Genomic DNA, 20,880 nt, shown 5'->3' with positions numbered 1-20,880 from the left:
AAACGGCGTACCCCGAAAATTTCGAGACGCCGTTTCATTTCACGCTTCAGGAACGCTTTGGCACGCCGTTATTGAGGCTGTGGAGTTTCGCGAATCTTTCGCGGACGGCCGCGCGGCAGCGGCGACACCCGGCGGTTGGCCGCATGAGATGCCCATTCGCGATAGGCATCGCTGCCCAGCACCCAGCCTTTGAGTGTCGCTTGCAAGAGACGATTGGCCTCGCGCTCGTCGAGTGGTTGTTCGCACAGTTCCTTGTACGCGTGCTGGCGTTCAAAAGGCGTGTTGCCGAGCGACCAGAAAAGCGGATGGTCGGTGATGAGGCCGTCGAGCGCAAGTCCGATGTGATGACGAAAGCTCGACCACTTGTAGTCTTGCGGAGCCGCGACGAGTTGTGCACGCACGGGCGCCATTTCGACGACGCGCGTGGCGAGCAAAAAGTAACGTTCGCCCTCGATCACGGTGGCACGATAGCGGCCTTCCCAGAGCGTGCCGCGTCGCGTGTAACGCCGATTGAAGTGCGCTACGTAACGACGTCCTACGGCTTGCATCGCTTTGGGCAAGCTGGCTTCGTCGCGCGGCGTGACGAGCAGATGCACCGCTTGCGGCATCAGCGCATAGGCGTGAATGGAGAGGTGGTGATCACGTGAAGCAGTCCTCAAGCAGTCGATGAAGAGCTCGTAGTCCTGGTCGTCGACGAAGGCAGGTTGCTGGTCGAGACCACGCAGGATGACATGCTGCGGCTGTTCGGGAACGTAGAGTCGTGCAAGCCGTGCCATTCTGGATATTCCGTTGGTCGCGTTTGTGTTACCCCGTTCGGGGGCCTTTCGGAGCCGTTGCGGCAGCGTGGACAAAACACATGCAATTGCCGTGCAACGAGGCCCCAAAGCCGCTCTTTGCCCTAGGGAGAATGCTCTACGGCACCGCTATGGTTAATGTGAAATGTTGTGTTCATAATGAGCGTGCTTTTTCGGAGGAGCACAAATTGAAAATAAAACAAGTCATCACGGGGATCGCGGCATTAGCGTGTATGTCCACTGCGGCACATGCGCAATCGGCCGGATCCATCTATGTCACTGGAGGCTGGTTTCACTTCGCCCCGCAAGACAGCAGCGGTCCGCTCAAAGAAACAAGTGTAGGCGGATCTCCGGTCAATATCGATGTTCCCGGCACGGGCGCAGGCATCTCGAGCGCTGACACCGCCGGTTTCACAGTAGGCTACTTCGCCACCGATCATATTGCCGCCGAACTCGAAATGGGCATTCCCCCCACGTTCGATCTCGAAGGCACCGGCACCTTCTCCCAATACGGCAAGCTCGGCAGCGCGAAGCAATGGAGCCCGACGCTGCTCTTCAAATACTTCTTCAATGCGCCTACGGCGAAGTTCCGTCCGTTCGTGGGCCTGGGCGTGACGCGCACCTGGTTCACCGATGCACAGATCACGAACCAGCAATTCGAAGGCTCGGTCCTGCATGGTCCGACCACGGTCGACACGGATAGTTCGTGGGCGCCCGTGTTTAATGTCGGCGCGACTTACAATTTCACAGAGCATTGGTTCGCGGGTTTCTCTGTCTCGTTCATTCCGTTGAAGGCCACGGCGAAGTTGAACACGCAAGCTCAAACGCCGGTCGGCACGCTCAATGTTCAATCGCAGGCAAAAATCACGCTGAATCCGATCGTCACATATCTGCGCGTAGGCTATCGCTTCTGAAGTCGAACTGCTCATAAGCATGTAACTACGATTTAAGCGTGATCGCAGAAAGAAAGATAACGCCGGCATGATTTGATGCCGGCGTTATCTTTTGCATCGCGCTTGTAAATGTGACCTCTGCGAGACGAAACTGCTTGCACTTCTTACGCGTCACCGCGTGCATTAAATGTGGCGCGGTTACGCTTCCCGAGACATTGCGCAAAGTCGCAGCACCGGCATCGAATTTGCTGCATGATAAGTTTCCCCGCTATCGATGCGGGCCATCCACGACTCATCCATCGACGGAGCGATCTATGAACGCATTGCCTAATACGCGAGACGCCATCGGAGATTCCTGGAGCACGACGAGCCGCCGCGCGCGCCGCATGGCACGGCATGGTCGTGAAGCGGCCGAGGATATCGGCTCCGAACTCCGCACTCTTCTGAGCGAACTCGAAAGCACGCTGGCCGAAGGCACATCAGCCGATGCAGCCGCGCTGCGCGCGCAGATCAGCGAGCGCCTCGACAACGCCCGCGCGCGTCTGAACGATACCCACGCCGTGCTGCGCCAACGCGCGGGCGCCGCGCTCGAAGACGCCGACGCTTACCTCCACGAAAAGCCCTGGCAGACGATTGCGCTCGTCGGCGGGCTGGCGCTCGTTGCGGGCGTGCTGCTCGCTCGCGCGCGCTGACGCTTCAACGCTGACGTTTCAATCCGGCGACACCGCCAGAAAATCCGCGCCAATGATGTCGATGCGATCCGTACAGATCGCATCGACGCCCCATTGCGCAAGCAAGCGCGCGCGGTCCGGATCGTTCACCGTGTAGGCGAGGATGCGCAAGCCCGCCTCCTTGATTTGCGTGACGAGCGGCTGATTGAGCGCGCGATGGCTCGCGTGCAGCGAAACGCACGACAGCGCCGCAGTCTGCTCGCGCCAGTTCGCAGGCACGCGCTCGTACAGCATGCCTCGCGGAAGATCCGGCGCGACATCACGCGCGGCTTCCAGCGCCGCATAGGAAAACGATGACAACAGCGGCGCGACCTCAGCATCCGCCCACAAATGCGCCGCCTCGCGCGCGACAAGCACGCCTGTTTCCACGTCGCGGCCCTGACTCGGCTTGATCTCGATGTTCGCCGCGAGTTCATGTTTCATGCATCGCTGATGCACTTGCGCGAGTGTCGGCATGTGCGCGTTCGCGAACTCCGCGCTGAACCAACTGCCCGCATCGAGCGAACGCAGCTGCGCGTAGGTCATGGCTTTCGCCGCGCCGCGCCCGTTCGACGTTCGATCCACCGCGTCGTCGTGCAGCAGGAATACGATGTCGTCGGCGGAAAGCTTCGCGTCGAACTCGATCATCTTGTGGCCGAAACGCGCGCCTGTGTCGATGGCTTCGAGCGTGTTCTCCGGCGCGAGCTTGCCGCCGCCACGATGCGCAACGATCGCGGGATAAGGCCAGGTTCTCATCGCAACGCCTCCATTAGTTCGCGCGCAGTCCCGTTGCCGGATCGAAAAAATGCAGATGCCGCGCCGGCAACGATACGTCGAGCCGCTCGCCACGCTGCGGACGATGCTCATGCGGCAACCGCGCCGCCACGTCATGCTTGCCCCACTTGCCATGCGCGAGATTGTCCGCGCCCAGCAGTTCAGCCGAATCGACTTCGAGCGTCGCGCTCGGCGCGTTCTCGTTGCCGGGCGTCAAATGCTCCGGACGAATGCCAATGATCCATTCGCGCCCGTGCATGGCGCTCGTCACACCGCTCGCGCCCGCGACCGGCAGGTTCGGGCCGCCGCCCGCTACTTCGAAGGTCGATCCGTCTTCGGACAGACGGCCTTCGAGCAGATTCATGGCCGGCGAACCGATAAAGCTCGCCACGAACACGGTGGCCGGACGCTCGTACACTTCGGTCGGCGCGCCGATCTGCTCGGCGTGGCCCTTGTTCATCACGATGACGCGCTGCGCCAGTGTCATGGCTTCGATCTGATCGTGCGTGACGTACAGGCTCGTGGTGGCGAGACGCGCATGCAGACGCTGAATTTCAAGGCGCATTTGCACGCGAAGCTTCGCATCCAGATTCGACAACGGTTCGTCGAACAAAAACACCGCAGGTTCGCGCACGATGGCACGGCCCATTGCAACACGTTGCCGCTGACCGCCCGACAACTCGCGCGGCTTGCGTGCAAGAAGATGCTCGAGTTCGAGAATACGCGCGGCATTCGCCACGCGCGACTCGATGGTCTTCTTGTCCGCGCCGCCAATCTTCAGCGCATACGCCATATTCTGCGCGACGCTCATGTGCGGATAAAGTGCGTAGTTCTGAAAAACCATCGCAATATCGCGATCCTTCGGCTCCAGCTTGTTCACGACCTTGCCGCCGATTTCGATCGCGCCTTCGGACACGCTTTCGAGTCCCGCGACCATGCGCAGCAGCGTCGACTTCCCGCAGCCTGAAGGTCCGACCATCACGACGAATTCGCCGTCCTCGATCGCCACATCGATGCCGTGCAGCACGTAGTTCGAACCGTCGTATGTTTTCTTGACGCTTTTGAGATTCAATGCGGCCATCGATCAACCTTATTTTTCAGAGTCCACGAGTCCGCGCACGAACCAGCGCTGCATCGTCAGCACGACCGCGAGCGGCGGCAGCATCGCGAGCAGCGTCGCCGTCATCACGAGATGCCATTCGGTCGCGGTATCGCCCGACGCGATCATGCTCTTGATGCCGACCACCGCCGTCTGAAGCGACACTTCGTTGGTGATGAGGATCGGCCAGAGATACTGATTCCAGCCGTAGATGAACGTGATGACGAAAAGCGCCGCGATGTTCGTCTTCGAAAGCGGCAGCACGACGTCCCAGAAAAAACGCAGCGGTCCCGCGCCGTCGATGCGCGCCGCTTCCATCAGCTCGTTGGGCAGCGTCATGAAGAACTGGCGGAAGAGAAACGTCGCCGTCGCGGATGCGATCAGCGGCAGCGTCAGCCCGGCATACGTGTTCGACAGATGCATCGACGAGACGACCTGAACCGTCGGAAAAATGCGCACTTCGACGGGCAGCATCAACGTGATGAAGATGAGCCAGAACGCGAGGTTCTTCAGCGGAAAACGGAAGAACACGATCGCGTAGGCGGAGACGATCGACACCGCGATCTTGCCGATCGAAATCACGAGCGCCATCACGAGGCTGTTCATCAGCATGAGGCCGAACGGCGCGGCCGCGTTGCCGCTGCCGTACGTCCAGATATGCGCGATGTTCTCGAAGAGATGCGTGCTCGGCACGAGCGAGAGCGGCACGCTGAACACTTCCTTCGAGTTCATCGTGGCCGCGCAGAACGCGACATACACCGGAAACACGATCAGCGCGACGCCCGCGAGCAGCACCGCGTGACAGAAGATATCGAAGCCGCGACGGTTTTCGATCATGAGTATTGCACCCTGCGTTCGACGAAGCGGAACTGGATCACCGTCAACACGATGACGATCACCATCAGCACGACCGACTGCGCGCCCGAGCTGCCGATGTCGAGTCCCTGGAAACCTTCCGCGAAGATCTTGTAGATGAGCGTCTTGGTCGATTGCGCGGGACCGCCGCCGGTCGCGGCATCGATGACGGGGAACGTATCGAAGAACGCGTAGACGAGATTCACGACGAGCAGAAAGAACGACGTCGGCGACAGGAGCGGCAACGCAATGCCGAAGAAGCGGCGCACGGGTCCGGCGCCATCGATGGCGGCGGCTTCGATCAGCGATTGCGGAATCGCCTGCAGGCCCGCATAGAAGAACAGGAAGTTGTAGCTGACCTGCTTCCACACCGACGCGAGCACGACGAGGAACATTGCCTGCGTGCCGTTCAACGCGTGATTCCAGACGATGCCCTGCTTGCCCAGCGCATACGTGACGAGCCCGATGCTCGGATTGAACAGAAACGACCACAGCACGGCGGCGATCGCGGGCGCGACCGCATACGGCCAGATGAGCAGCGTCTGATACGCCTTCGCACCGCGCGTCACGCGATCGGCGCATGCGGCGAGCAACAGCGAGATCACGAGGCCCGACACGGTGACGAGCGCGCAGAAGATCATCGTCGTGTTGAACGACGACAGATAGAGCGGATCGGCGAACAACTGTTTGAAGTTCGCCAGGCCGACAAATTCGCTCGACGTGCCGAACGCATCCTGACTTTGCGTGGCCTGCCAGAGCGCCTCGCCCGCGGGCCAAAGAAAGAAGAGCGCGGTGATCGCGAGCTGCGGCGCGACGAGCAGATACGGCAAGACGCTCGTATCGAAACGAGAGCGTTTTTCCATGCTTTGATTTCCCGATGCGCCCGCGCTTTGACACGCGGGCGCGTGAGCTTAGTTGCCGGCCTTCTCGAAGCGGCGCAGCAGTTCGTCGCCGCGTTGCACCGATGCGTCGAGCGCCTGTTGCGGCGTCTTCTTCTCGGCCCAGACCTGCTCGAGTTCTTCGTCGACGATCGTGCGGATCTGCGGCATGTTGCCGAGGCGCAAGCCCTTCGTGTACGGCAGCGGCGGCTTGTTCAGCATCTGCCTGATCGCGATGTCGGCGCCGGGGTTCTTGTCGTAGAAGCCCTGCTTTCGCGTGAGTTCGTACGCGGCCTGCGTGACCGGCAGATAGCCCGTGTCCTGATGCCACTTCGCCGCGACTTCCGGCGTCGACAGATACGCGAGAAACTTCGCGACGCCCTTGTAGACGGCCGGATCCTTGCCCGACAACACCCACAGACTCGCGCCGCCGATGATCGCGTTCTGCGGCGCGCCCTTCACGCTCGCGTCGTACGGCATCATGCCGACGCCGTAATCGAACTTCGCGAATTTGGCGATGGTCGCGCGCGAGCCCGACGAGTTCGTGATGATCCCGCAATCGCCGCTATAGAACTTCGACACCGGCTCGTCCTTGCGGCCGACATACGTGAACGTGCCTTCCTTCGCCATGTTCTGCAGGAACTGGATATGCGCGACCTGCAACGGTTTGTTGAATTCGAGCTGGGCATCGAGGCCGTCGAAGCCGTTGTTCTTCGTCGCGAACGGCGCGGCATGCCACGCGCTGTAGTTCTCGAGCTGAATCCAGCTCTGCCAGCCCGACGAATAGCCGCACGAGTAGCCCGCGGCCTTCAGCTTCTTGGCGTCGGCTTCGACATCGGCCCAGGTTTTCGGCGGCTGGTTCGGATCGAGGCCGGCCTTCTTGAACGCGTCCTTGTTGTAGTAGAGGACGGGCGTCGAGCTGTTGAACGGCATCGAGATCAGATGGCCGGTCTTTGCGTCGCTGTAGTAGCCGGCGATGGTCGGCACGAACGCCTTTTCGTCGAGCGGCACGCCGGCTTGCTTGAACACGTCGGAGACCGGGATGACGGCCTTCTTCGCCTGCATCATCGTCGCGGTGCCGACTTCGTAGACCTGCAGGATCGCGGGCGCATTGCCGCTGCGATACGCCGCGATGCCCGCCGCGAGCGCCTGGTCATACGTGCCCTTGAACACGGGGACGATCTTGTAATCGCTCTGCGACTTGTTGAAATCGTTGGCGATGTCGTTCACGCGCTCGCCGAGCGCGGCCTCCATCGCATGCCAGAACTGGATTTCCGTCGCGGCGTGCGCGGCGGTGCTGATGCCGAAGGCCAGAACAGCCGCGGCCGAGATCGTGCGGAACAAAGGCTTACAGCTCATCGATGAGTCTCCTTCATGGAATTCGCGCTTGGAAACGCGCGATATTAGTTGTTGTCGATGACAAACAGTCGTTGATACTCCTTCAGTGCATAACGGTCCGTCATGCCCGCGATGTAATGCGCGATAAGCCGCGCCTGCGAACTGTCGTGGCTCGACGAAGGCGCGTCGTTCGCCGATTCCTCCGCCACCGGTCCGCGCGCCTGATAGGCGGGCGGCAGAAGACGCGGATCGTCTGTGAAGGCTTCGAAAAGCCCCGTCACGACGCGCTTCGCCTTGTTGGCCATGCGCATCACGCGATAGTGCCGGTAGAGGTTCTTGAACAGAAAGCGCTTGAGCTGCGCGGCCTGCGCCGCGACTTCATCGCTGTGGGCGACGAGCGCCGGCGCGTTGCGCACGTCGTCGACCGACTGCGGCGCGAGACGTTCGAGATTGCGGTTCGTCGCTTCGATCAGATCGACGATCAGCGTATTGATGATGCGGCGGATGGTTTCGTGAATGAGCCTGCGCCCTTCGATGTCCGGATATTCCGCGCGCGCCGCGTCGAAATGCGTGTGCCAGAGGCTTACTTCGGAAAGCTGTTCGAGCGTGATGAGGCCGGAACGCAGGCCGTCGTCGACGTCGTGGTTGTTGTACGCGATTTCATCGGCGACATTGGCGATCTGCGCTTCCAGCGACGGCTGCTTGCCCGTGAGAAAGCGCTCGCCGAGATCGCCGAGCTTGCGCGCGTTCTCGCGCGAGCAGTGCTTGAGAATGCCCTCGCGCGTCTCGAAGCACAGATTCAGGCCGTTGAATGCGCCGTAGTGCTCTTCGAGCTGATCGACCACCGCGAGACTTTGCAGATTGTGCTCGAAGCCGCCGTGGTCGCGCATGCAATCGTGCAGCGCGTCCTGCCCGGCATGCCCGAACGGCGTATGGCCGAGATCGTGCGCCAGCGAAATGGCTTCGACGAGATCCTCGTTCAGCCGCAGATTGCGCGCGACGGAACGCGCGATCTGCGCGACTTCGAGGCTATGCGTGAGACGCGTGCGAAACAGGTCGCCTTCGTGATTGACGAAGACCTGCGTCTTGTATTCGAGGCGGCGAAACGCGGTCGAATGCACGATGCGGTCGCGATCGCGCTGGAACTCGGTGCGCGCCGCGGGCGGCGTTTCGGCGAAGCGCCGTCCGCGCGATTGCGACGCGTGCGCCGCATACGGCGCGAGATGCGCTTCGAGGTCGAGCGCCGATGGCGCGCCCGGCGGAAGTTGCTGTTCTTTTTCGCTCACCGGCTGCTCCGAATCGTATTGGTTCTGGCCGCCGCTCGCGGATCAGACGCTGGCTGCGAGCGTTGCGCGCACGGCCTGATCGGGCGCACCCGTGATCTCGGTCGCGCCGAAGCGGGTCAGCAGAATGAATTTGATCTCGCCGGCTTCGGCTTTTTTGTCGACTTTCATCAGATCGACATAGCGGTCGTCGCCGAGTCTGGGCGCCGTGACCGGCAGTTTCGCCGCCTCGATCACGCGCACGAGCCGCTGGCGCGCGGCTTCGTCGAGCCTGCCGAGCCGCACGGAGAGATCCGCCGCCATCACCATGCCGCAACCGACTGCCTCGCCGTGCAGCCATTCGCCGTAGCCGAGCCCGGCTTCGATCGCATGTCCGAACGTGTGGCCGAAATTGAGGATCGCGCGCTGGCCGCCTTCGCGTTCGTCCGACGCAACCACCGATGCCTTGATCTCGCACGAACGCTTGACCGCGTGCGCCAGGGCTTCGTCGTCGCGGCGATTCAGCGCGTCGATATGGCTTTCGATCCAGTCGAAGAACTCGGCGTCCTTGATCGCGGCCGTCTTGATGACTTCCGCGATGCCCGCCGCGAGTTCGCGTTCCGGCAGCGTATGCAGCGCGCCGATGTCCGCGATCACCGCCTGCGGCTGATAGAACGCGCCGATCATGTTCTTGCCGAGCGGATGGTTGATGCCCGTCTTGCCGCCCACCGACGAATCGACTTGCGACAGCAGCGTGGTCGGCACCTGGATGAACGGCACGCCGCGCATGTAGCACGCGGCGGCAAAGCCCGTCATGTCGCCAACGACACCGCCGCCGAGCGCGATCAGCGTGGTCTTGCGATCGGCGCGTCCGGTGAGGAGCGCGTCGAAGATCGTGTTGAGCGTTTCCCAGTTCTTGTGCGCCTCGCCGTCGGGCAGGACAACGGTCGTCACCTGCTTGCCGAGCGGCTCGAGCGCGGCGCGCAACGGGTCGCCGTAGAGCGGATCGACGGTCGAGTTCGTGACGATCGCCACGGACGCGCCCTTGATATGCGGCGCAAAAAGCTCCGTGCGGCCGATCAGGCCCGCACCGATATGAATGGGATAGGCGCGCTCGCCCAGTTCGACGTTGACGGTAATCATGGCGGACATGTGATCTTCAAGCCGGTTTGACGACGCCGGCGACCTCCAGTTGCATCAGGACCATATTGACGAGCGCGTTCACGGTCGGCCGTCCCGTTTCCACGACGAAATGCGCGCATTCGTGGTACAGCGGATCGCGCGTCTGAAAGAGCGCTTCGAGCTTGCCGCGCGGATCTTCGGTTTGCAGCAGCGGGCGATTCTTGTCGCGCCGCGTGCGCTGCCAGAGATCGTGCGGATTGGCGCGCAGATAGATGACGATGCCGCGATTCTTCAGATGTTCGCGATTGTCGGGCCGCAGCACCGCGCCGCCGCCCGTCGCAAGGACGATGCCGCTGCGCTGCGACAGCTCGTCGATGACGTTCGCCTCGCGCTGACGGAAACCCGCCTCGCCCTCGAGTTCCCAGATCACCGGGATGCGGGCGCCCGTGCGCGCCTCGATCTCGTGATCCGAGTCGATGAACGAGCGCTGCAGACGGCGCGCAACCGCACGGCCCACGGTGGTTTTACCCGCCCCCATGAGTCCGACGAAAAAAATGTTCGCGTTCGCGTGCCCTTCCTGCAACTCGGTTTCCTTCCAGTTCGATGCAATTTGTTCGTGCGGCAGCTTAAGGGCAAACCGCCCGCTTTGTCGAGTCGCGCGGCCCTTGCGCCGGGCCTACCCGCTCGACGCGATCACATGCGGCGTAATCAATATGACGAGCTCGCTTTTCGAGCTGCGCCGCGCGTCGTTGCGAAACAGCCAGCCGATCAGCGGCAGTTTCGACAATCCCGGCACGCCGGTCGTGTCTTCGCGCTCGTCATCGGAATAAATGCCGCCGATCGCCACGGTGCCGCCATTTTCCACTTCCACGCGCGTCTGGACATGCTTGGTATGGATGGCCGGCCCGTTCGCCGTCTGCTCGCCGAGGCTGTCTTTCGTGATGTCGAGATCGAGAATGACGTGGCCGTGCGGCGTGATCTGCGGCTCAACCTCCAGTTTGAGCGTTGCGCGCCGAAACTGCACGCCCGACATGCCGTTGCCGACCTTCGCCTGATACGGCACTTCCATGCCCTGCTCGACGACGGACTTCACCCTGTCCGCCGTCACGACGCGCGGCCTCGACACGATTTGCCCGTGCCCTTGCGCCTCCAGCGCGCTCAACTGCACGTTGAGCAGCCGCGTCGCCTGCGCGACGAACAACGTGAGCCCGGCGGTCGCCGCGTCGAAACCGTTGATCGGCCCCGCCGACAGATCGTATACCACACCGTCCTTTCCGCCCGTGGCGCCCGTCGCCGGATCGTTCTGCGGCGCGACGCCCAGCTTGACGCCGAGATTGCGCGACAGACCGGCCTCGCCCTCGACGATCTTCGCCTCGATCATCACCTGCGGCGCCGGCTTGTCGATCAGCGCGATCAGCTCGGCGATCTGCCGGACGCGGGCATCGAGATCCGTGATGAAGAGCAGATTCGTGCGCGCATCGGCGATGGCGGACCCGCGTCTGGACAGCACGCGCTGATTGCCCGAACCGGACAGCATCTTGCGCAGCTCTTCCGCGCGCGAATAGCGCAGCACGAACGTACGGCTCGCGAGCGGTTCGAGCTCCGCCGCGCGCGCGTGCGCCTCGAAGCGCAGCTTTTCGCGCGCCGCCAGTTCGGTGAGCGGCGCGACCCAGATCACATTGCCGTGCCTCTCCATCGCGAGGCCGTGGACTTCGAGGAACGTGTCGAACGCGCGCCGCCACGGCACGGCGACGAGATTCATCGACACTTGTCCGCGCACCTTGTCGCTCGCGACGATGTTCAGGCCCGTGAAGCGCGCGAATGCGTGCAGTGCGGCGCTGAGGTCGGCGTTCTTGAGATCGAGGGTGATCGGCTTGCCGTCGTCGCTGCTCTTCGATGCGCCGCTCAACCGCTCGAGTTCCGGCAAGGGCACGGGCGGGCCTTCCAGCGCATCCGCCGATTCGGTTTTCTCTGGCGCAGGCTTCGCGGGCTGAACATCGTCGGTGTTCTGCACGACGGGCGCCTCGGGCGCGAGCGGATCGACAGGCTGGGCCTCGAACGATGCCGGCAGCGGCGGAAGCGGCGCGATGACCGCATCGGCGTCGTCGGCGGCGAACGCGACGTGCGTCGAAATCGATAGCGCCATCGCGAGGACGAATCTGCTTGAAAGTATCGCGAGCCGGCTCACTTGCGATCCTCCGCGATGGTCAGCACGCGCGAAACGCCGTCTTCGCGAGCCAGCTCGATCGCGCGCGGCATGACGCGCCCGAGCCGTGCGTCGCCGATCGTCTGGCCCGGCGCGAAGCTGTCGACGTCGCGGCCGCTCTGCAGTAGCGCCATCCCGCGATGCCGTCCGACGAACGTGCCCACGAGCAGCATGCTGCCGCCCTGCGCAGCCGCGTCCGCGCTGCCGAACGGATCGACGACGAACGCGTTCGCGCGCGGCGCCGACGCGGGCGCGACCGCCGGCAGCGTTTCGAAGATGCGCAACGTCCCTTCGATGGCGAGTACGCCCGGCTGCCGCCTGATCTGCACGTTTTCAGGCACGACGAGCCGTGGCAGGCCGGCGAGCGCTTCGAGAAAGCGTCGCATCTCCGCGAAGCTGCCGTCGGCGCGCAGCTTGAGCGCGCGCTCCGGGACCGTCTCACGCGCCTTCGGCTCGCCGCCCTTGACCGCGACAGGCTCCATATCCGCGACGCGCAAACCGTTCTGCGCCGCCAGATCCGCGACGGCGCGCAGTGCGTCGGCGGCGCTCCAGTGCTCCGGCGCCGGGCGGCCCGACGACGCGCGCGCCCGCAGAACGGGCAACTCGTCGGCGATGCGCGCTGCGTCCCGCGCCTTCGCTTGCGTCGCCGTCCACGCGGCGCGGCTCGTCTCGACCTGGCTCGCATCCGACATCCGCCACGCGCGCAGACCCAAGGCGAAGACAAGCACGCCCGACGTAAGCGCGACACAAGCGGTCCGGCGCCACGACCATTCGTCGAGCGGCCGCAGCACGGACGACGTGCCGCGCGAACGCCTCCGTGCGGCGAAATTCATCGGAATTGTGCTCATGAGCGTTTCCCCTGCGCCGATGTCGCGACCGGACGCGCCTGTCGCGACGACGCTTCATCGCGCGAATGATCCGGCGCGTAACGCACGAGCGCGACGAACTCGAAGTGCTCAGAACGCTCGTCGAACGCCGTCGATGCGCCGCGTTTCGCGGGCGGCGCCGCATCCGCGCGCCGTTTCATTTCAATCACTTCGACTGCCTGCACGCCATTCAGACGCTCCAGTTGCTTGAGCCATTGCGACGCTGCCTGCGAATCTGGCGCGAGCGCGGCAAGCTCCACCTCGTTGGTTCGCTGCGACACGCGTTGCAGGGCGACGCCGCGTTGCAGAGGCGCGTCGGCGAGCGCTTCGAGCAGCGCGAGGAAACGCTCGCGCGGCAACGCCAACGGTTGCGCAACCTCACGCGCGCGCCGCCGCTCGCTTTCGGCGCGCACGAGACGCGCGTGTTCGTCGATCTGCGCGCTCGACGCACGCAGCGATGCCTCCAGCGCCACGCGCCGTTCATCCAGACGGACGCGCTCGAACGTGTCCCAGCCGGCCGCCGCGCCGACGGCCGCGCAGCCTGCCAGACTCACCGCGCCGATCAGCGCGAGCCGACGGCGCCGCAACTCACGGCGTTTTCGCGCGCGATAGGGAAGCAGGTTGAATCCATCGAGCATGGCGGCGTTCATTGCATCACCTCGCGCAGCGCCAGCCCGAACGCCGTCGCGAAGCGCGGCGAATGCTTGTGCGCCGCCAGGATCTCGGCCGCTCCGTTGCAGTACGGCGCGGCCTCGAACGGCAGCGCCGCGCAGCCGAACGTCTTGCCGAGCACGGGAAGCGGAAGGCCCGCGTGCGCGATCAGCTCGATCTGCCCGCCCACATAGATGCAGTCGAGCGGCGCGTGCTCGCCGGCGAGTTCGTGCAATGCGTCGGCGATGCTCCGATGCTCCGGCGCGGGATATCGGACTTCGTCTTCGACGCCGCGCGAGCCGACCAGCCAGCCGTGCAGACCCGTGCTTTCCAGCCAGCAGACGAGATAGCGCGCGTCGGCATCCAGTTCGACGGAACCGGCATGGCGCATCGCGCGCAGTGCGGCGGCCGGTTCGCCGTCGATCGCCGATAACGCGATGCCCGCCTCCGCCGCAGTCTCGACGCGCGCCTCGACGTGCCGCCGCGCCGTCGCCGCGATCGCGACCAGCGCCTCGCCGTCATCCCGCGTCTGCACCGACCAGTCGACCGCCAGGGCGCCGCGTTCGATGCCCGCCGCGCGCTCGGCTTCCGCGAGCACGGCGGGTTCGAGCACGCCGCGCGGATCGCCGCCGATGGACGTCGCGAACTGCCCGTGGGTATCGATCAGCCGCGCGAGCGGGATCTGCGCCGTCAGCGTCGCCGACGCGGGCAGTCCCATCGCGCAACGCAGCGCCCGCCATGCGCCGCTCTCCGGCAGACGTCCGAAGGCCTCGCGCAACGCCGCGACGATCGCCGCACGGTCGACGAAATCGCCGCCGATCACCGCGCCCGACGGCAACGCCACCGACTCCAGATGTTCGACGCACACTGCCGCGTTCGCCCGCAAACGTCTGCTCACGACCGCGAGACGCACCGCGTCCTCGCCCACGTCGATGCCCGCCGCGTAGCGCCGCGTGACCGTCAGCATCGTGCCGCGCAACATGTTTTCCCTGCTCATGACTCACTCCTTCCATTCGCTCGCGCACCGAACCGCTCGGGCGCTTGACGTTGGAAGAATTGTCGCGAGCGTGATTCGTGCTGAACATTAGGCCGAATGGCCAACGCTGGCGTCAGAAGGATGCTTCCGCGCAGGATCACGCGTATCTTGAAGAGACTGGCAAGCGCACGCGATCGCCGTTCGCGCCGTAAGCGTTCAGAAAAGTCCCAAATCCGGACGGCTATAATCGCGTGATTGTTTTTGGTGGTGCTATGCAATCCTCTTCCCCGTCCAACCCGCCGTCCACGCCGCCCGAGAAGCCGAAAAAAGCCAAACGCCCTTGGTGGGCGAGGCTCATGCTCGGTTTTCTCGTCAGCATGTTCGCGCTCGTCGTCTGCGCCGGGCTCGTGCTCGGCTATGCGCTCGTCGTCGCGATGCCGAATCTGCCTTCGCTCGAAGCGCTCACGGATTACAAGCCGAAGGTGCCGCTGCGCATCTACACGGCGGATCACGTTCTCATCGGCGAATTCGGCGAAGAGCGCCGCAGCGTCGTGCGCATTCAGGATGTGCCCGATCATCTGAAAAAAGCCGTGCTCGCCATCGAAGACGCGCGTTTCTACGATCACGGCGGCGTCGATCTGACCGGCATTCTGCGCGCGGGCTCCGTCGCGCTGACCAACGGCCACGCGTCGCAAGGCGCGAGCACGATCACGATGCAGGTCGCGCGCAACTTCTTCCTGTCGAGCGAAAAGACCTACACGCGCAAGATTTACGAAATGCTGCTCGCGTACAAGATCGAGCGCGCGCTGACGAAGGATCAGATTCTCGAGGTCTATATGAATCAGATCTATCTCGGGCAACGCGCGTACGGTTTCGCGAGTGCTGCGCGGGTCTACTTCGGCAAGGACCTGAAGGACATCTCGCTCGCCGAGGCCGCGATGCTCGCCGGCCTGCCGAAAGCGCCGTCGGCCTATAACCCGGTCGTCAATCCGAAGCGCGCGAAGGTGCGGCAGGAGTACATCCTGCAACGCATGCGCGAACTGAACTTCATCACGCAGGCGGATTACGAGGAGGCCGTGAAGCAGCCGCTCGTCGTGAAGGGACAGGGCCGCGAGTTCAGCGTGCACGCCGAGTACGTCGCGGAAATGGTGCGTCAGATGATGTACGCGCAATATCGCGAAGAGGCGTACACGCGCGGCCTGAATGTCGTGACGACGATCGATTCCGCCGATCAGGACGCCGCGTACCGCGCGGTGCGCAAGGGCCTGATGGACTACGAGCATCGCCACGGCTATCGCGGGCCGGAGGGTTATATCGATCTGCCGTCGAACGCGGATGACCGCGAGCAGGCCATCGACGACGCGCTTGCCGAGCATCCCGACAACGGCGAGATCGTCGCGGCGGTCGTGACGTCGGCGAGTCCGAAGGCAGTGACGGCGAATTTCATCGACGGCAACGCGGTGACCATCAGCGGCAACGATCTGCGCTTCGTGCAGTCCGCCCTCTCGACGCGCGCGCAGCCGAACTCGCGCATCCGCCCGGGCGCAATCGTGCGTCTCACGAAGGACGACGACGGCAACTGGATCATCACGCAACTGCCGCAGGTCGAAGGCGCGCTCGTGTCGATGGTGCCGCAGGACGGCGCGATCCGCGCGCTCGTCGGCGGCTTCGACTTCAACAAGAACAAGTTCAATCACGTGACGCAGGCCTGGCGTCAGCCGGGTTCGAGCTTTAAACCGTTCATCTACTCGGCATCGCTCGAAAAGGGACTTTCGCCGGCGACCATCATCAACGACGGCCCGCTCTTCTTCAGCGCCGCGGAAACCGGCGGCCAGGCGTGGGAGCCGAAGAACTACGGCGGCGGCTTCGACGGCCCGATGACCATGCGCTCCGCGCTGCAGAAGTCGAAGAACATGGTGTCGATCCGCATCCTGAGCCATATCGGCACGAAGTACGCGCAACAGTACATCACGCACTTCGGCTTCGATGCGGACCGTCATCCCGCCTATCTGCCGATGGCGCTCGGCGCGGGACTCGTCACGCCGCTGCAAATGGCGGCCGGCTACGCGGTGTTCGCGAACGGCGGGTATCGCGTGAATCCGTATCTGATCGCCGACATCACCGATCCGTACGGCCGCGTCGTGTCGCATCCGCAGCCGCTCGTCGCACAGCAAAGCGCGCCGCTCGCGATCACGCCGCGCAACGCGTTCGTGATGAACAGCCTGCTGCAGAGCGTCGCGCAGCACGGCACGGGCGCGAAGACGAATCAGTTGAAGCGCGGCGATCTCGCCGGCAAGACGGGCACGACGAACGATTCACGCGACGCATGGTTCGCCGGCTACCAGCGCACGCTCGTGGCGATCGCGTGGATCGGCTACGACAATCCGCGCAGCCTCGGCGACAAGGAAACGGGCGGCGGGCTCGCGCTGCCGGTGTGGATGGATTACATGGGCAAGGCGCTCAAGGGCGTGCCCGAGTACAAGCCGATGATGCCGCCGGACATCACCTCGCTCGGCAACGAACTGTACTTCGACGACATGACGCCGGGCCACGGCTTCGTCGCGACGATCGGCGTGAGTCAGGCGCCGCCGCAGGAAGGCGTGTCCGGCGTGACGGCGCCCGCGCCCGAAGTCGGCGAGCAGGAGAAGCAGGACATCATGAATCTGTTCAAGGGGCAGTAAGCACGTCCCGCGATTCCTGAAGCGAGCGGACCGGAAGGCCGCTCGCTTTTTTTATGGCTTGAAGCGGATCGGCTCGCCGGCCTGCTCGCTCGAATACTTGCTCAAGGTCGCGAAGAATTCGCTGTTGTCGCGGGTGTCGCGCCAGGCGCCATCGACGTACTTGTAGTGAAATCCGCCGGCCTTCGCGGCGAGCCAGATCTCGTGCTTCGGCGGCTGCAAATTGACGATCACCTTCGTGCGATTCTCGAATTCCAGCGTAAGCACATTGCCGCTGCGCTCGAATTCGATGTCGGCTTCGGCGTTGTCCACCGAGCGTTCGATGGCCGTCAGCGCGGCCTCCGCCAGCGTCAGGTATTCCTGGTCTGTCATGCTAAACTCCATCGATTAAACGTATAGGGACGGTCATGCGAGTGGTTTTCAGGATGAGCGCGATTGTAGCGGCTTTGAGCATCGGCGCCGCGGCAACACTCTCGCTCGGCGGTTGTGGGCAACGCGGTCCGCTTTATCTGCCGAAAGTGCCGCCGCTGCCGCAACGTCCCAACGATCTCCAGAATACGCCGCCTTCGAACGTCGCTCCGGACAGCGAAACGGCATCACGCGCGGGCAGTGTTCCGGATACATCGGGACAACCGCTGTCGCTGTCGCCCGAGACCGACCTGAAGACAAGTCCCAATGCCGCATCGGCGCCGAAACCCGCGTCGTCCGCTTACTGATCCTCAAGCCTTAACGCCTTCGTGGCGCACTTTCGATTCCACGCATGAGTGATTCCGCATTCCACTATGTCGACGGCGTGCTGCACGCCGAAGGCGTCTCAGCCGCGTCGCTCGCGGACCAGTTCGGCACGCCGCTCTACGTCTATTCGCGCGATGCGCTGACGCGCGCCTATCGCGCTTACGCCGATGCCTGCGCCGGCCGCAAGGCAACCGTGCACGTCGCGGTGAAGGCGAACAGCAACCTCGCGGTGCTCAACGTGTTCGCGCGCATGGGCGCGGGCTTCGACATCGTGTCGTCGGGCGAACTCGCGCGCGTGCTCGCCGCGGGCGGCCGTGCGGAGAACACGGTGTTTTCGGGCGTCGGCAAGTCGGCGGCGGAAATGCGCGAGGCGCTCGAAGCGGGCGTGAAGTGCTTCAACGTCGAATCGATTCCCGAACTGCACGCGCTCAACGAAGTCGCCAAGTCGCTCGGCAAGAAGGCGCCGGTTTCGCTGCGCGTGAATCCCGACGTCGATGCGAAGACGCATCCGTACATTTCCACCGGTCTCAAGTCGAACAAGTTCGGCGTCGCATTCGGCGATGCGCGCGCGACGTACCGCGAAGCGCATGCCATGCCGAATCTCGATGTCGTCGGCATCGATTGTCATATCGGCTCGCAGATCACCGAGATCAGCCCGTATCTCGACGCGCTCGACAAGCTGCTCGAACTCGTCGAACAGATCGAAGCGGACGGCATGAGCATTCGTCACGTGGATGTCGGCGGCGGTCTCGGCATTACCTACGACGACGAAACGCCGCCCGATATCGGCGATTTCGTGAAGACGCTGCTCGATCACATCGAGACGCGCGACCACGGCCAGCGCGAAGTGTATTTCGAGCCGGGGCGCTCGCTCGTCGGCAACGCGGGCGTGCTGCTGACGCGTGTCGAGTTTCTGAAGCCGGGCGAGGAAAAGAATTTCGCCATCGTCGATGCCGCGATGAACGACCTCGCGCGCCCCGCGATGTACGAGGCGTTTCACCGCATCGTGCCGGTCGTGAAGCGCGATGAAAAAGCGCATACCTACCATGTCGTCGGCCCGGTCTGCGAGAGCGGCGACTGGCTCGGGCGCGACCGTGAGCTCGCCATCGCGCCGGGCGACCTGCTCGCGATCTGTTCGGCGGGCGCGTACGGCTTCGTGATGAGCTCGAACTACAACACGCGTCCGCGCGCCGCCGAAATCATGGTCTACGGCGAATGCGCGCGGCTCGTGCGCGAGCGCGAGGAAGTGAAGCAGTTGTTCGCCGGGGAATCGATTCTGCCGGACTGAACCCTCCGCACTTCAGGAAAAAAGCGATGCCCGAGCGGCATCGCTTTTTTTATGCGCCTTTGCTTCGTGTTCGAAGCCACGCGATCACGCGCCAGCCGAGCAGCACGATCACGATCGCGCCGTAAATCTTCGGCAGTTCGAGATCGTGCTTGCCTGCCTTCATCCACCAGAAGTGCAGGATCGCGAGCGCCGCAATCAGATAGATCGCGCGATGCAAGGTCTGCCAGCGGCGGCCGAGCTTGCGCACCATCGCTTTGGGCGACGTAACCGCAAGCGGAATCAGCAGCACGAACGCCGCGAATCCGACCGTGATGAACGGCCGCTTGCCGATGTCCTTCAGCATTGCGGCGACATCGAACCATTTGTCGAACCAGATGTACGTCGTGAAATGCAGCACGGCGAAGAAGAACGCGTAGAGGCCGATCATCCGGCGAAAACGCGCGAGCGCCGTCACGCCGGTCAAACGGCGAACAGGCGTGATCGCGAGCGTGATGCAGAGATACACGAGCGTCCAGAGGCCGGTCGAGCGCGTGATGAACTCGATCGGATTCGCGCCCAGACCGCCCGTCGCGCCGAGCAGCACGAGACGCGCGAGCGGAAACAGCATCGCGATGAACACGACGATCTTCGCCGGCGCGACCCAGCGCGGCCCGGAAGCGGCGCGCGTGCGAGCGCCCTTGATCTCCGTTGCGCTCGACATCAGAAGTTCTTTTTCAGGTCCATGCCCTGATAGAGCGACGCGACCTGATCGCCGTAGCCGTTGAACATGAGCGTCTTGCGCTTGGGCTGGAAAAAACCGTCCTCGCCGATGCGCCGCTCGGTCGCCTGACTCCAGCGCGGATGATCGACGGTCGGGTTCACGTTCGAAAAGAAGCCGTATTCGCTCGGCGCGTAGAGATTCCAGCTCGTCGGCGGCTGCTTCTCGACGAAGCGAATCTTCACAAGCGATTTCGCGCTCTTGAAGCCATACTTCCACGGGACGACGACACGCACCGGCGCGCCGTTCTGGTTCGGCAACACCTGGCCGTACAAGCCGACGGTCAGCAGCGTGAGCGGATTCATCGCCTCGTCCATGCGCAGGCCTTCGGAATACGGCCATTCGAGGATCGGCGTGGACAGTCCCGGCATCTGCGACGGATCGGCCAGCGTGATGAACTGCACGTACTTCGCGTTGCCCGTCGGTTCGGCGCGTTTGATCAGTTCGGACAAGGAGACGCCGACCCACGGAATCACCATCGACCAGCCTTCGACGCAGCGCAGCCGGTACACGCGCTCTTCCAGCGGCGCGAGCTTCAGGATGTCGTCGATGTCGTAGACCTTCGGATTCTTGATCGCGCCCTCGACCGACACCTTCCACGGCCGCGGACGCAGCGTGCCGGCGTGCGCGGCGGGATCGTCCTTGTCGGTGCCGAACTCGTAGAAGTTGTTGTAGCTCGTGATGTCCTTGAAGGGCGTCGGCTTGTCGAGCGCGACGAACTTCGGATTGGTCTGCGCCGCGAGCTTCTGGCCCTTGGCGTCGGGCGATGTCAGCGTCGCGTGGGCGAGGCCGCTCGCGAGTCCCGTCGCGGCGAATGCGCCGATCGAACCGATCGAACGCAGCGCCCGCCGGCGATTCTCGAACACGTCGCGCGGCGTGATTTCGTGTTCCGCGATGTCATCGCCATAAAGATGGCGATTTCGTTTGATCCACATGAAGCGCTACTCCTTCCGTTCATCCTGGTACGGGGAAAACAGCAGTCTGGATGCCAGTATTCC

The 20,880-nt window shown here is 63.7% G+C and carries 21 protein-coding genes; 5 read left to right on the top strand and 16 right to left on the bottom strand.

The window, feature by feature from the left end:
* Positions 1 to 68: 68 nt before the first annotated feature.
* Positions 69 to 776 (bottom strand): transposase, encoded by a 708-nt coding sequence (locus tag AWB76_RS29230; RefSeq protein WP_061163595.1) that lies wholly within the window; start codon positions 774 to 776, stop codon positions 69 to 71.
* 206 nt (positions 777 to 982) lie between these two features.
* Here AWB76_RS29230 and AWB76_RS29225 point away from each other — a divergent pair, with 206 nt between their 5' ends.
* Entirely contained in the window at positions 983 to 1,708 is a 726-nt protein-coding gene (locus AWB76_RS29225) for an OmpW/AlkL family protein (RefSeq protein WP_061163594.1), read from the top strand.
* A 293-nt stretch (positions 1,709 to 2,001) separates the two neighbouring features.
* Positions 2,002 to 2,379 (top strand): ElaB/YgaM/YqjD family protein, encoded by a 378-nt coding sequence (locus AWB76_RS29220; RefSeq protein WP_061163593.1) that lies wholly within the window; start codon positions 2,002 to 2,004, stop codon positions 2,377 to 2,379.
* Positions 2,380 to 2,397: 18 nt separating this feature from the next.
* Here the strand turns inward: AWB76_RS29220 and ugpQ are convergent, their stop codons facing one another.
* The 12 genes from ugpQ to pilM all read right to left on the bottom strand — a co-directional run bounded on the left by ugpQ (position 2,398) and on the right by pilM (position 14,445).
* The gene (gene ugpQ / locus AWB76_RS29215) at positions 2,398 to 3,153 is read right to left on the bottom strand and encodes a glycerophosphodiester phosphodiesterase (protein ID WP_061163592.1); all 756 of its coding nucleotides are present in this window, start codon (positions 3,151 to 3,153) and stop codon (positions 2,398 to 2,400) included.
* Positions 3,154 to 3,166: 13 nt separating this feature from the next.
* Positions 3,167 to 4,252, bottom strand: a complete 1,086-nt coding sequence (locus AWB76_RS29210; RefSeq protein WP_061163591.1) for a sn-glycerol-3-phosphate import ATP-binding protein UgpC — start codon at positions 4,250 to 4,252, stop codon at positions 3,167 to 3,169.
* 9 nt (positions 4,253 to 4,261) lie between these two features.
* Entirely contained in the window at positions 4,262 to 5,107 is an 846-nt protein-coding gene (gene ugpE, locus AWB76_RS29205) for a sn-glycerol-3-phosphate ABC transporter permease UgpE (protein WP_061163590.1), read from the bottom strand.
* Positions 5,104 to 5,988 carry a sn-glycerol-3-phosphate ABC transporter permease UgpA gene (gene ugpA / locus AWB76_RS29200; protein ID WP_061163589.1) on the bottom strand — a complete coding sequence of 295 codons (885 nt, stop codon included), beginning with the start codon at positions 5,986 to 5,988 and terminating at the stop codon, positions 5,104 to 5,106. The genes ugpE and ugpA overlap by 4 nt, the downstream gene beginning before the upstream one ends.
* A gap of 48 nt (positions 5,989 to 6,036) precedes the next feature.
* The gene (ugpB, locus tag AWB76_RS29195) at positions 6,037 to 7,362 is read right to left on the bottom strand and encodes a sn-glycerol-3-phosphate ABC transporter substrate-binding protein UgpB (protein ID WP_061163588.1); all 1,326 of its coding nucleotides are present in this window, start codon (positions 7,360 to 7,362) and stop codon (positions 6,037 to 6,039) included.
* Positions 7,363 to 7,406: 44 nt separating this feature from the next.
* On the bottom strand, positions 7,407 to 8,627 hold the full coding sequence (locus AWB76_RS29190) for a deoxyguanosinetriphosphate triphosphohydrolase (protein WP_061163587.1): 1,221 nt from the start codon (positions 8,625 to 8,627) through the stop codon (positions 7,407 to 7,409).
* A gap of 42 nt (positions 8,628 to 8,669) precedes the next feature.
* The gene (aroB, locus tag AWB76_RS29185; protein ID WP_061163586.1) at positions 8,670 to 9,746 is read right to left on the bottom strand and encodes a 3-dehydroquinate synthase; all 1,077 of its coding nucleotides are present in this window, start codon (positions 9,744 to 9,746) and stop codon (positions 8,670 to 8,672) included.
* Between the two features lie 16 nt (positions 9,747 to 9,762).
* Positions 9,763 to 10,308 carry a shikimate kinase gene (locus tag AWB76_RS29180; RefSeq protein WP_061163585.1) on the bottom strand — a complete coding sequence of 182 codons (546 nt, stop codon included), beginning with the start codon at positions 10,306 to 10,308 and terminating at the stop codon, positions 9,763 to 9,765.
* Between the two features lie 93 nt (positions 10,309 to 10,401).
* Entirely contained in the window at positions 10,402 to 11,871 is a 1,470-nt protein-coding gene (locus AWB76_RS29175; protein ID WP_061163584.1) for a type IV pilus secretin PilQ, read from the bottom strand.
* A 38-nt stretch (positions 11,872 to 11,909) separates the two neighbouring features.
* On the bottom strand, positions 11,910 to 12,779 hold the full coding sequence (locus AWB76_RS29170) for a type 4a pilus biogenesis protein PilO (RefSeq protein WP_061163583.1): 870 nt from the start codon (positions 12,777 to 12,779) through the stop codon (positions 11,910 to 11,912).
* Entirely contained in the window at positions 12,776 to 13,447 is a 672-nt protein-coding gene (locus AWB76_RS29165; RefSeq protein ID WP_061163582.1) for a PilN domain-containing protein, read from the bottom strand. Before AWB76_RS29165 ends, AWB76_RS29170 begins: the two co-directional genes overlap by 4 nt.
* Positions 13,444 to 14,445, bottom strand: a complete 1,002-nt coding sequence (gene pilM / locus AWB76_RS29160; RefSeq protein ID WP_061163581.1) for a type IV pilus biogenesis protein PilM — start codon at positions 14,443 to 14,445, stop codon at positions 13,444 to 13,446. The genes AWB76_RS29165 and pilM overlap by 4 nt, the downstream gene beginning before the upstream one ends.
* A 251-nt stretch (positions 14,446 to 14,696) precedes the next feature.
* On the opposite strand from pilM, the gene AWB76_RS29155 reads away from it, so the two are divergent.
* Positions 14,697 to 17,105 carry a penicillin-binding protein 1A gene (locus tag AWB76_RS29155; RefSeq protein ID WP_061163580.1) on the top strand — a complete coding sequence of 803 codons (2,409 nt, stop codon included), beginning with the start codon at positions 14,697 to 14,699 and terminating at the stop codon, positions 17,103 to 17,105.
* 51 nt (positions 17,106 to 17,156) lie between these two features.
* Here AWB76_RS29155 and cyaY read toward each other — a convergent pair whose 3' ends face one another.
* The gene (cyaY, locus tag AWB76_RS29150; RefSeq protein ID WP_061163579.1) at positions 17,157 to 17,474 is read right to left on the bottom strand and encodes an iron donor protein CyaY; all 318 of its coding nucleotides are present in this window, start codon (positions 17,472 to 17,474) and stop codon (positions 17,157 to 17,159) included.
* 35 nt (positions 17,475 to 17,509) lie between these two features.
* On the opposite strand from cyaY, the gene lptM reads away from it, so the two are divergent.
* Positions 17,510 to 17,818: an LPS translocon maturation chaperone LptM gene (lptM, locus tag AWB76_RS29145; protein ID WP_061163578.1), complete on the top strand. Its 309-nt coding sequence runs from the start codon at positions 17,510 to 17,512 to the stop codon at positions 17,816 to 17,818.
* 44 nt (positions 17,819 to 17,862) lie between these two features.
* On the top strand, positions 17,863 to 19,125 hold the full coding sequence (gene lysA, locus AWB76_RS29140; protein WP_061163577.1) for a diaminopimelate decarboxylase: 1,263 nt from the start codon (positions 17,863 to 17,865) through the stop codon (positions 19,123 to 19,125).
* A 49-nt stretch (positions 19,126 to 19,174) separates the two neighbouring features.
* On the opposite strand, the gene msrQ is transcribed toward lysA, so the two are convergent.
* Positions 19,175 to 19,825 carry a protein-methionine-sulfoxide reductase heme-binding subunit MsrQ gene (gene msrQ, locus AWB76_RS29135; RefSeq protein WP_061163576.1) on the bottom strand — a complete coding sequence of 217 codons (651 nt, stop codon included), beginning with the start codon at positions 19,823 to 19,825 and terminating at the stop codon, positions 19,175 to 19,177.
* Positions 19,825 to 20,817: a protein-methionine-sulfoxide reductase catalytic subunit MsrP gene (gene msrP / locus AWB76_RS29130; RefSeq protein ID WP_061163575.1), complete on the bottom strand. Its 993-nt coding sequence runs from the start codon at positions 20,815 to 20,817 to the stop codon at positions 19,825 to 19,827. The genes msrQ and msrP overlap by 1 nt, the downstream gene beginning before the upstream one ends.
* Between the last annotated feature and the right edge of the window lie 63 nt (positions 20,818 to 20,880).

This window comes from Caballeronia temeraria, from assembly GCF_001544795.2.
Lineage (GTDB): Bacteria > Pseudomonadota > Gammaproteobacteria > Burkholderiales > Burkholderiaceae > Caballeronia > Caballeronia temeraria.
Note: the sequence above shows the minus strand (reverse complement) of the source record. Positions and strands in the feature narration are given on the sequence as shown.

What these genes read in the sequence shown, in the direction of transcription:
- ugpB (WP_061163588.1), bottom strand. Translation starts at nt 7,362, where the DNA reads ATGAGCTGTAAGCCTTTGTTCCGCACGATCTCGGCCGCGGCTGTTCTG.
- lysA (WP_061163577.1), top strand. Translation starts at nt 17,863, where the DNA reads ATGAGTGATTCCGCATTCCACTATGTCGACGGCGTGCTGCACGCCGAA.
- ugpA (WP_061163589.1), bottom strand. Translation starts at nt 5,988, where the DNA reads ATGGAAAAACGCTCTCGTTTCGATACGAGCGTCTTGCCGTATCTGCTC.
- AWB76_RS29155 (WP_061163580.1), top strand. Translation starts at nt 14,697, where the DNA reads ATGCAATCCTCTTCCCCGTCCAACCCGCCGTCCACGCCGCCCGAGAAG.
- msrQ (WP_061163576.1), bottom strand. Translation starts at nt 19,825, where the DNA reads ATGTCGAGCGCAACGGAGATCAAGGGCGCTCGCACGCGCGCCGCTTCC.
- AWB76_RS29170 (WP_061163583.1), bottom strand. Translation starts at nt 12,779, where the DNA reads ATGAGCACAATTCCGATGAATTTCGCCGCACGGAGGCGTTCGCGCGGC.
- AWB76_RS29175 (WP_061163584.1), bottom strand. Translation starts at nt 11,871, where the DNA reads ATGGCGCTATCGATTTCGACGCACGTCGCGTTCGCCGCCGACGACGCC.
- ugpQ (WP_061163592.1), bottom strand. Translation starts at nt 3,153, where the DNA reads ATGAGAACCTGGCCTTATCCCGCGATCGTTGCGCATCGTGGCGGCGGC.
- lptM (WP_061163578.1), top strand. Translation starts at nt 17,510, where the DNA reads ATGCGAGTGGTTTTCAGGATGAGCGCGATTGTAGCGGCTTTGAGCATC.
- pilM (WP_061163581.1), bottom strand. Translation starts at nt 14,445, where the DNA reads ATGAGCAGGGAAAACATGTTGCGCGGCACGATGCTGACGGTCACGCGG.
- AWB76_RS29220 (WP_061163593.1), top strand. Translation starts at nt 2,002, where the DNA reads ATGAACGCATTGCCTAATACGCGAGACGCCATCGGAGATTCCTGGAGC.
- msrP (WP_061163575.1), bottom strand. Translation starts at nt 20,817, where the DNA reads ATGTGGATCAAACGAAATCGCCATCTTTATGGCGATGACATCGCGGAA.
- aroB (WP_061163586.1), bottom strand. Translation starts at nt 9,746, where the DNA reads ATGATTACCGTCAACGTCGAACTGGGCGAGCGCGCCTATCCCATTCAT.
- cyaY (WP_061163579.1), bottom strand. Translation starts at nt 17,474, where the DNA reads ATGACAGACCAGGAATACCTGACGCTGGCGGAGGCCGCGCTGACGGCC.
- ugpE (WP_061163590.1), bottom strand. Translation starts at nt 5,107, where the DNA reads ATGATCGAAAACCGTCGCGGCTTCGATATCTTCTGTCACGCGGTGCTG.
- AWB76_RS29165 (WP_061163582.1), bottom strand. Translation starts at nt 13,447, where the DNA reads ATGAACGCCGCCATGCTCGATGGATTCAACCTGCTTCCCTATCGCGCG.
- AWB76_RS29230 (WP_061163595.1), bottom strand. Translation starts at nt 776, where the DNA reads ATGGCACGGCTTGCACGACTCTACGTTCCCGAACAGCCGCAGCATGTC.
- AWB76_RS29210 (WP_061163591.1), bottom strand. Translation starts at nt 4,252, where the DNA reads ATGGCCGCATTGAATCTCAAAAGCGTCAAGAAAACATACGACGGTTCG.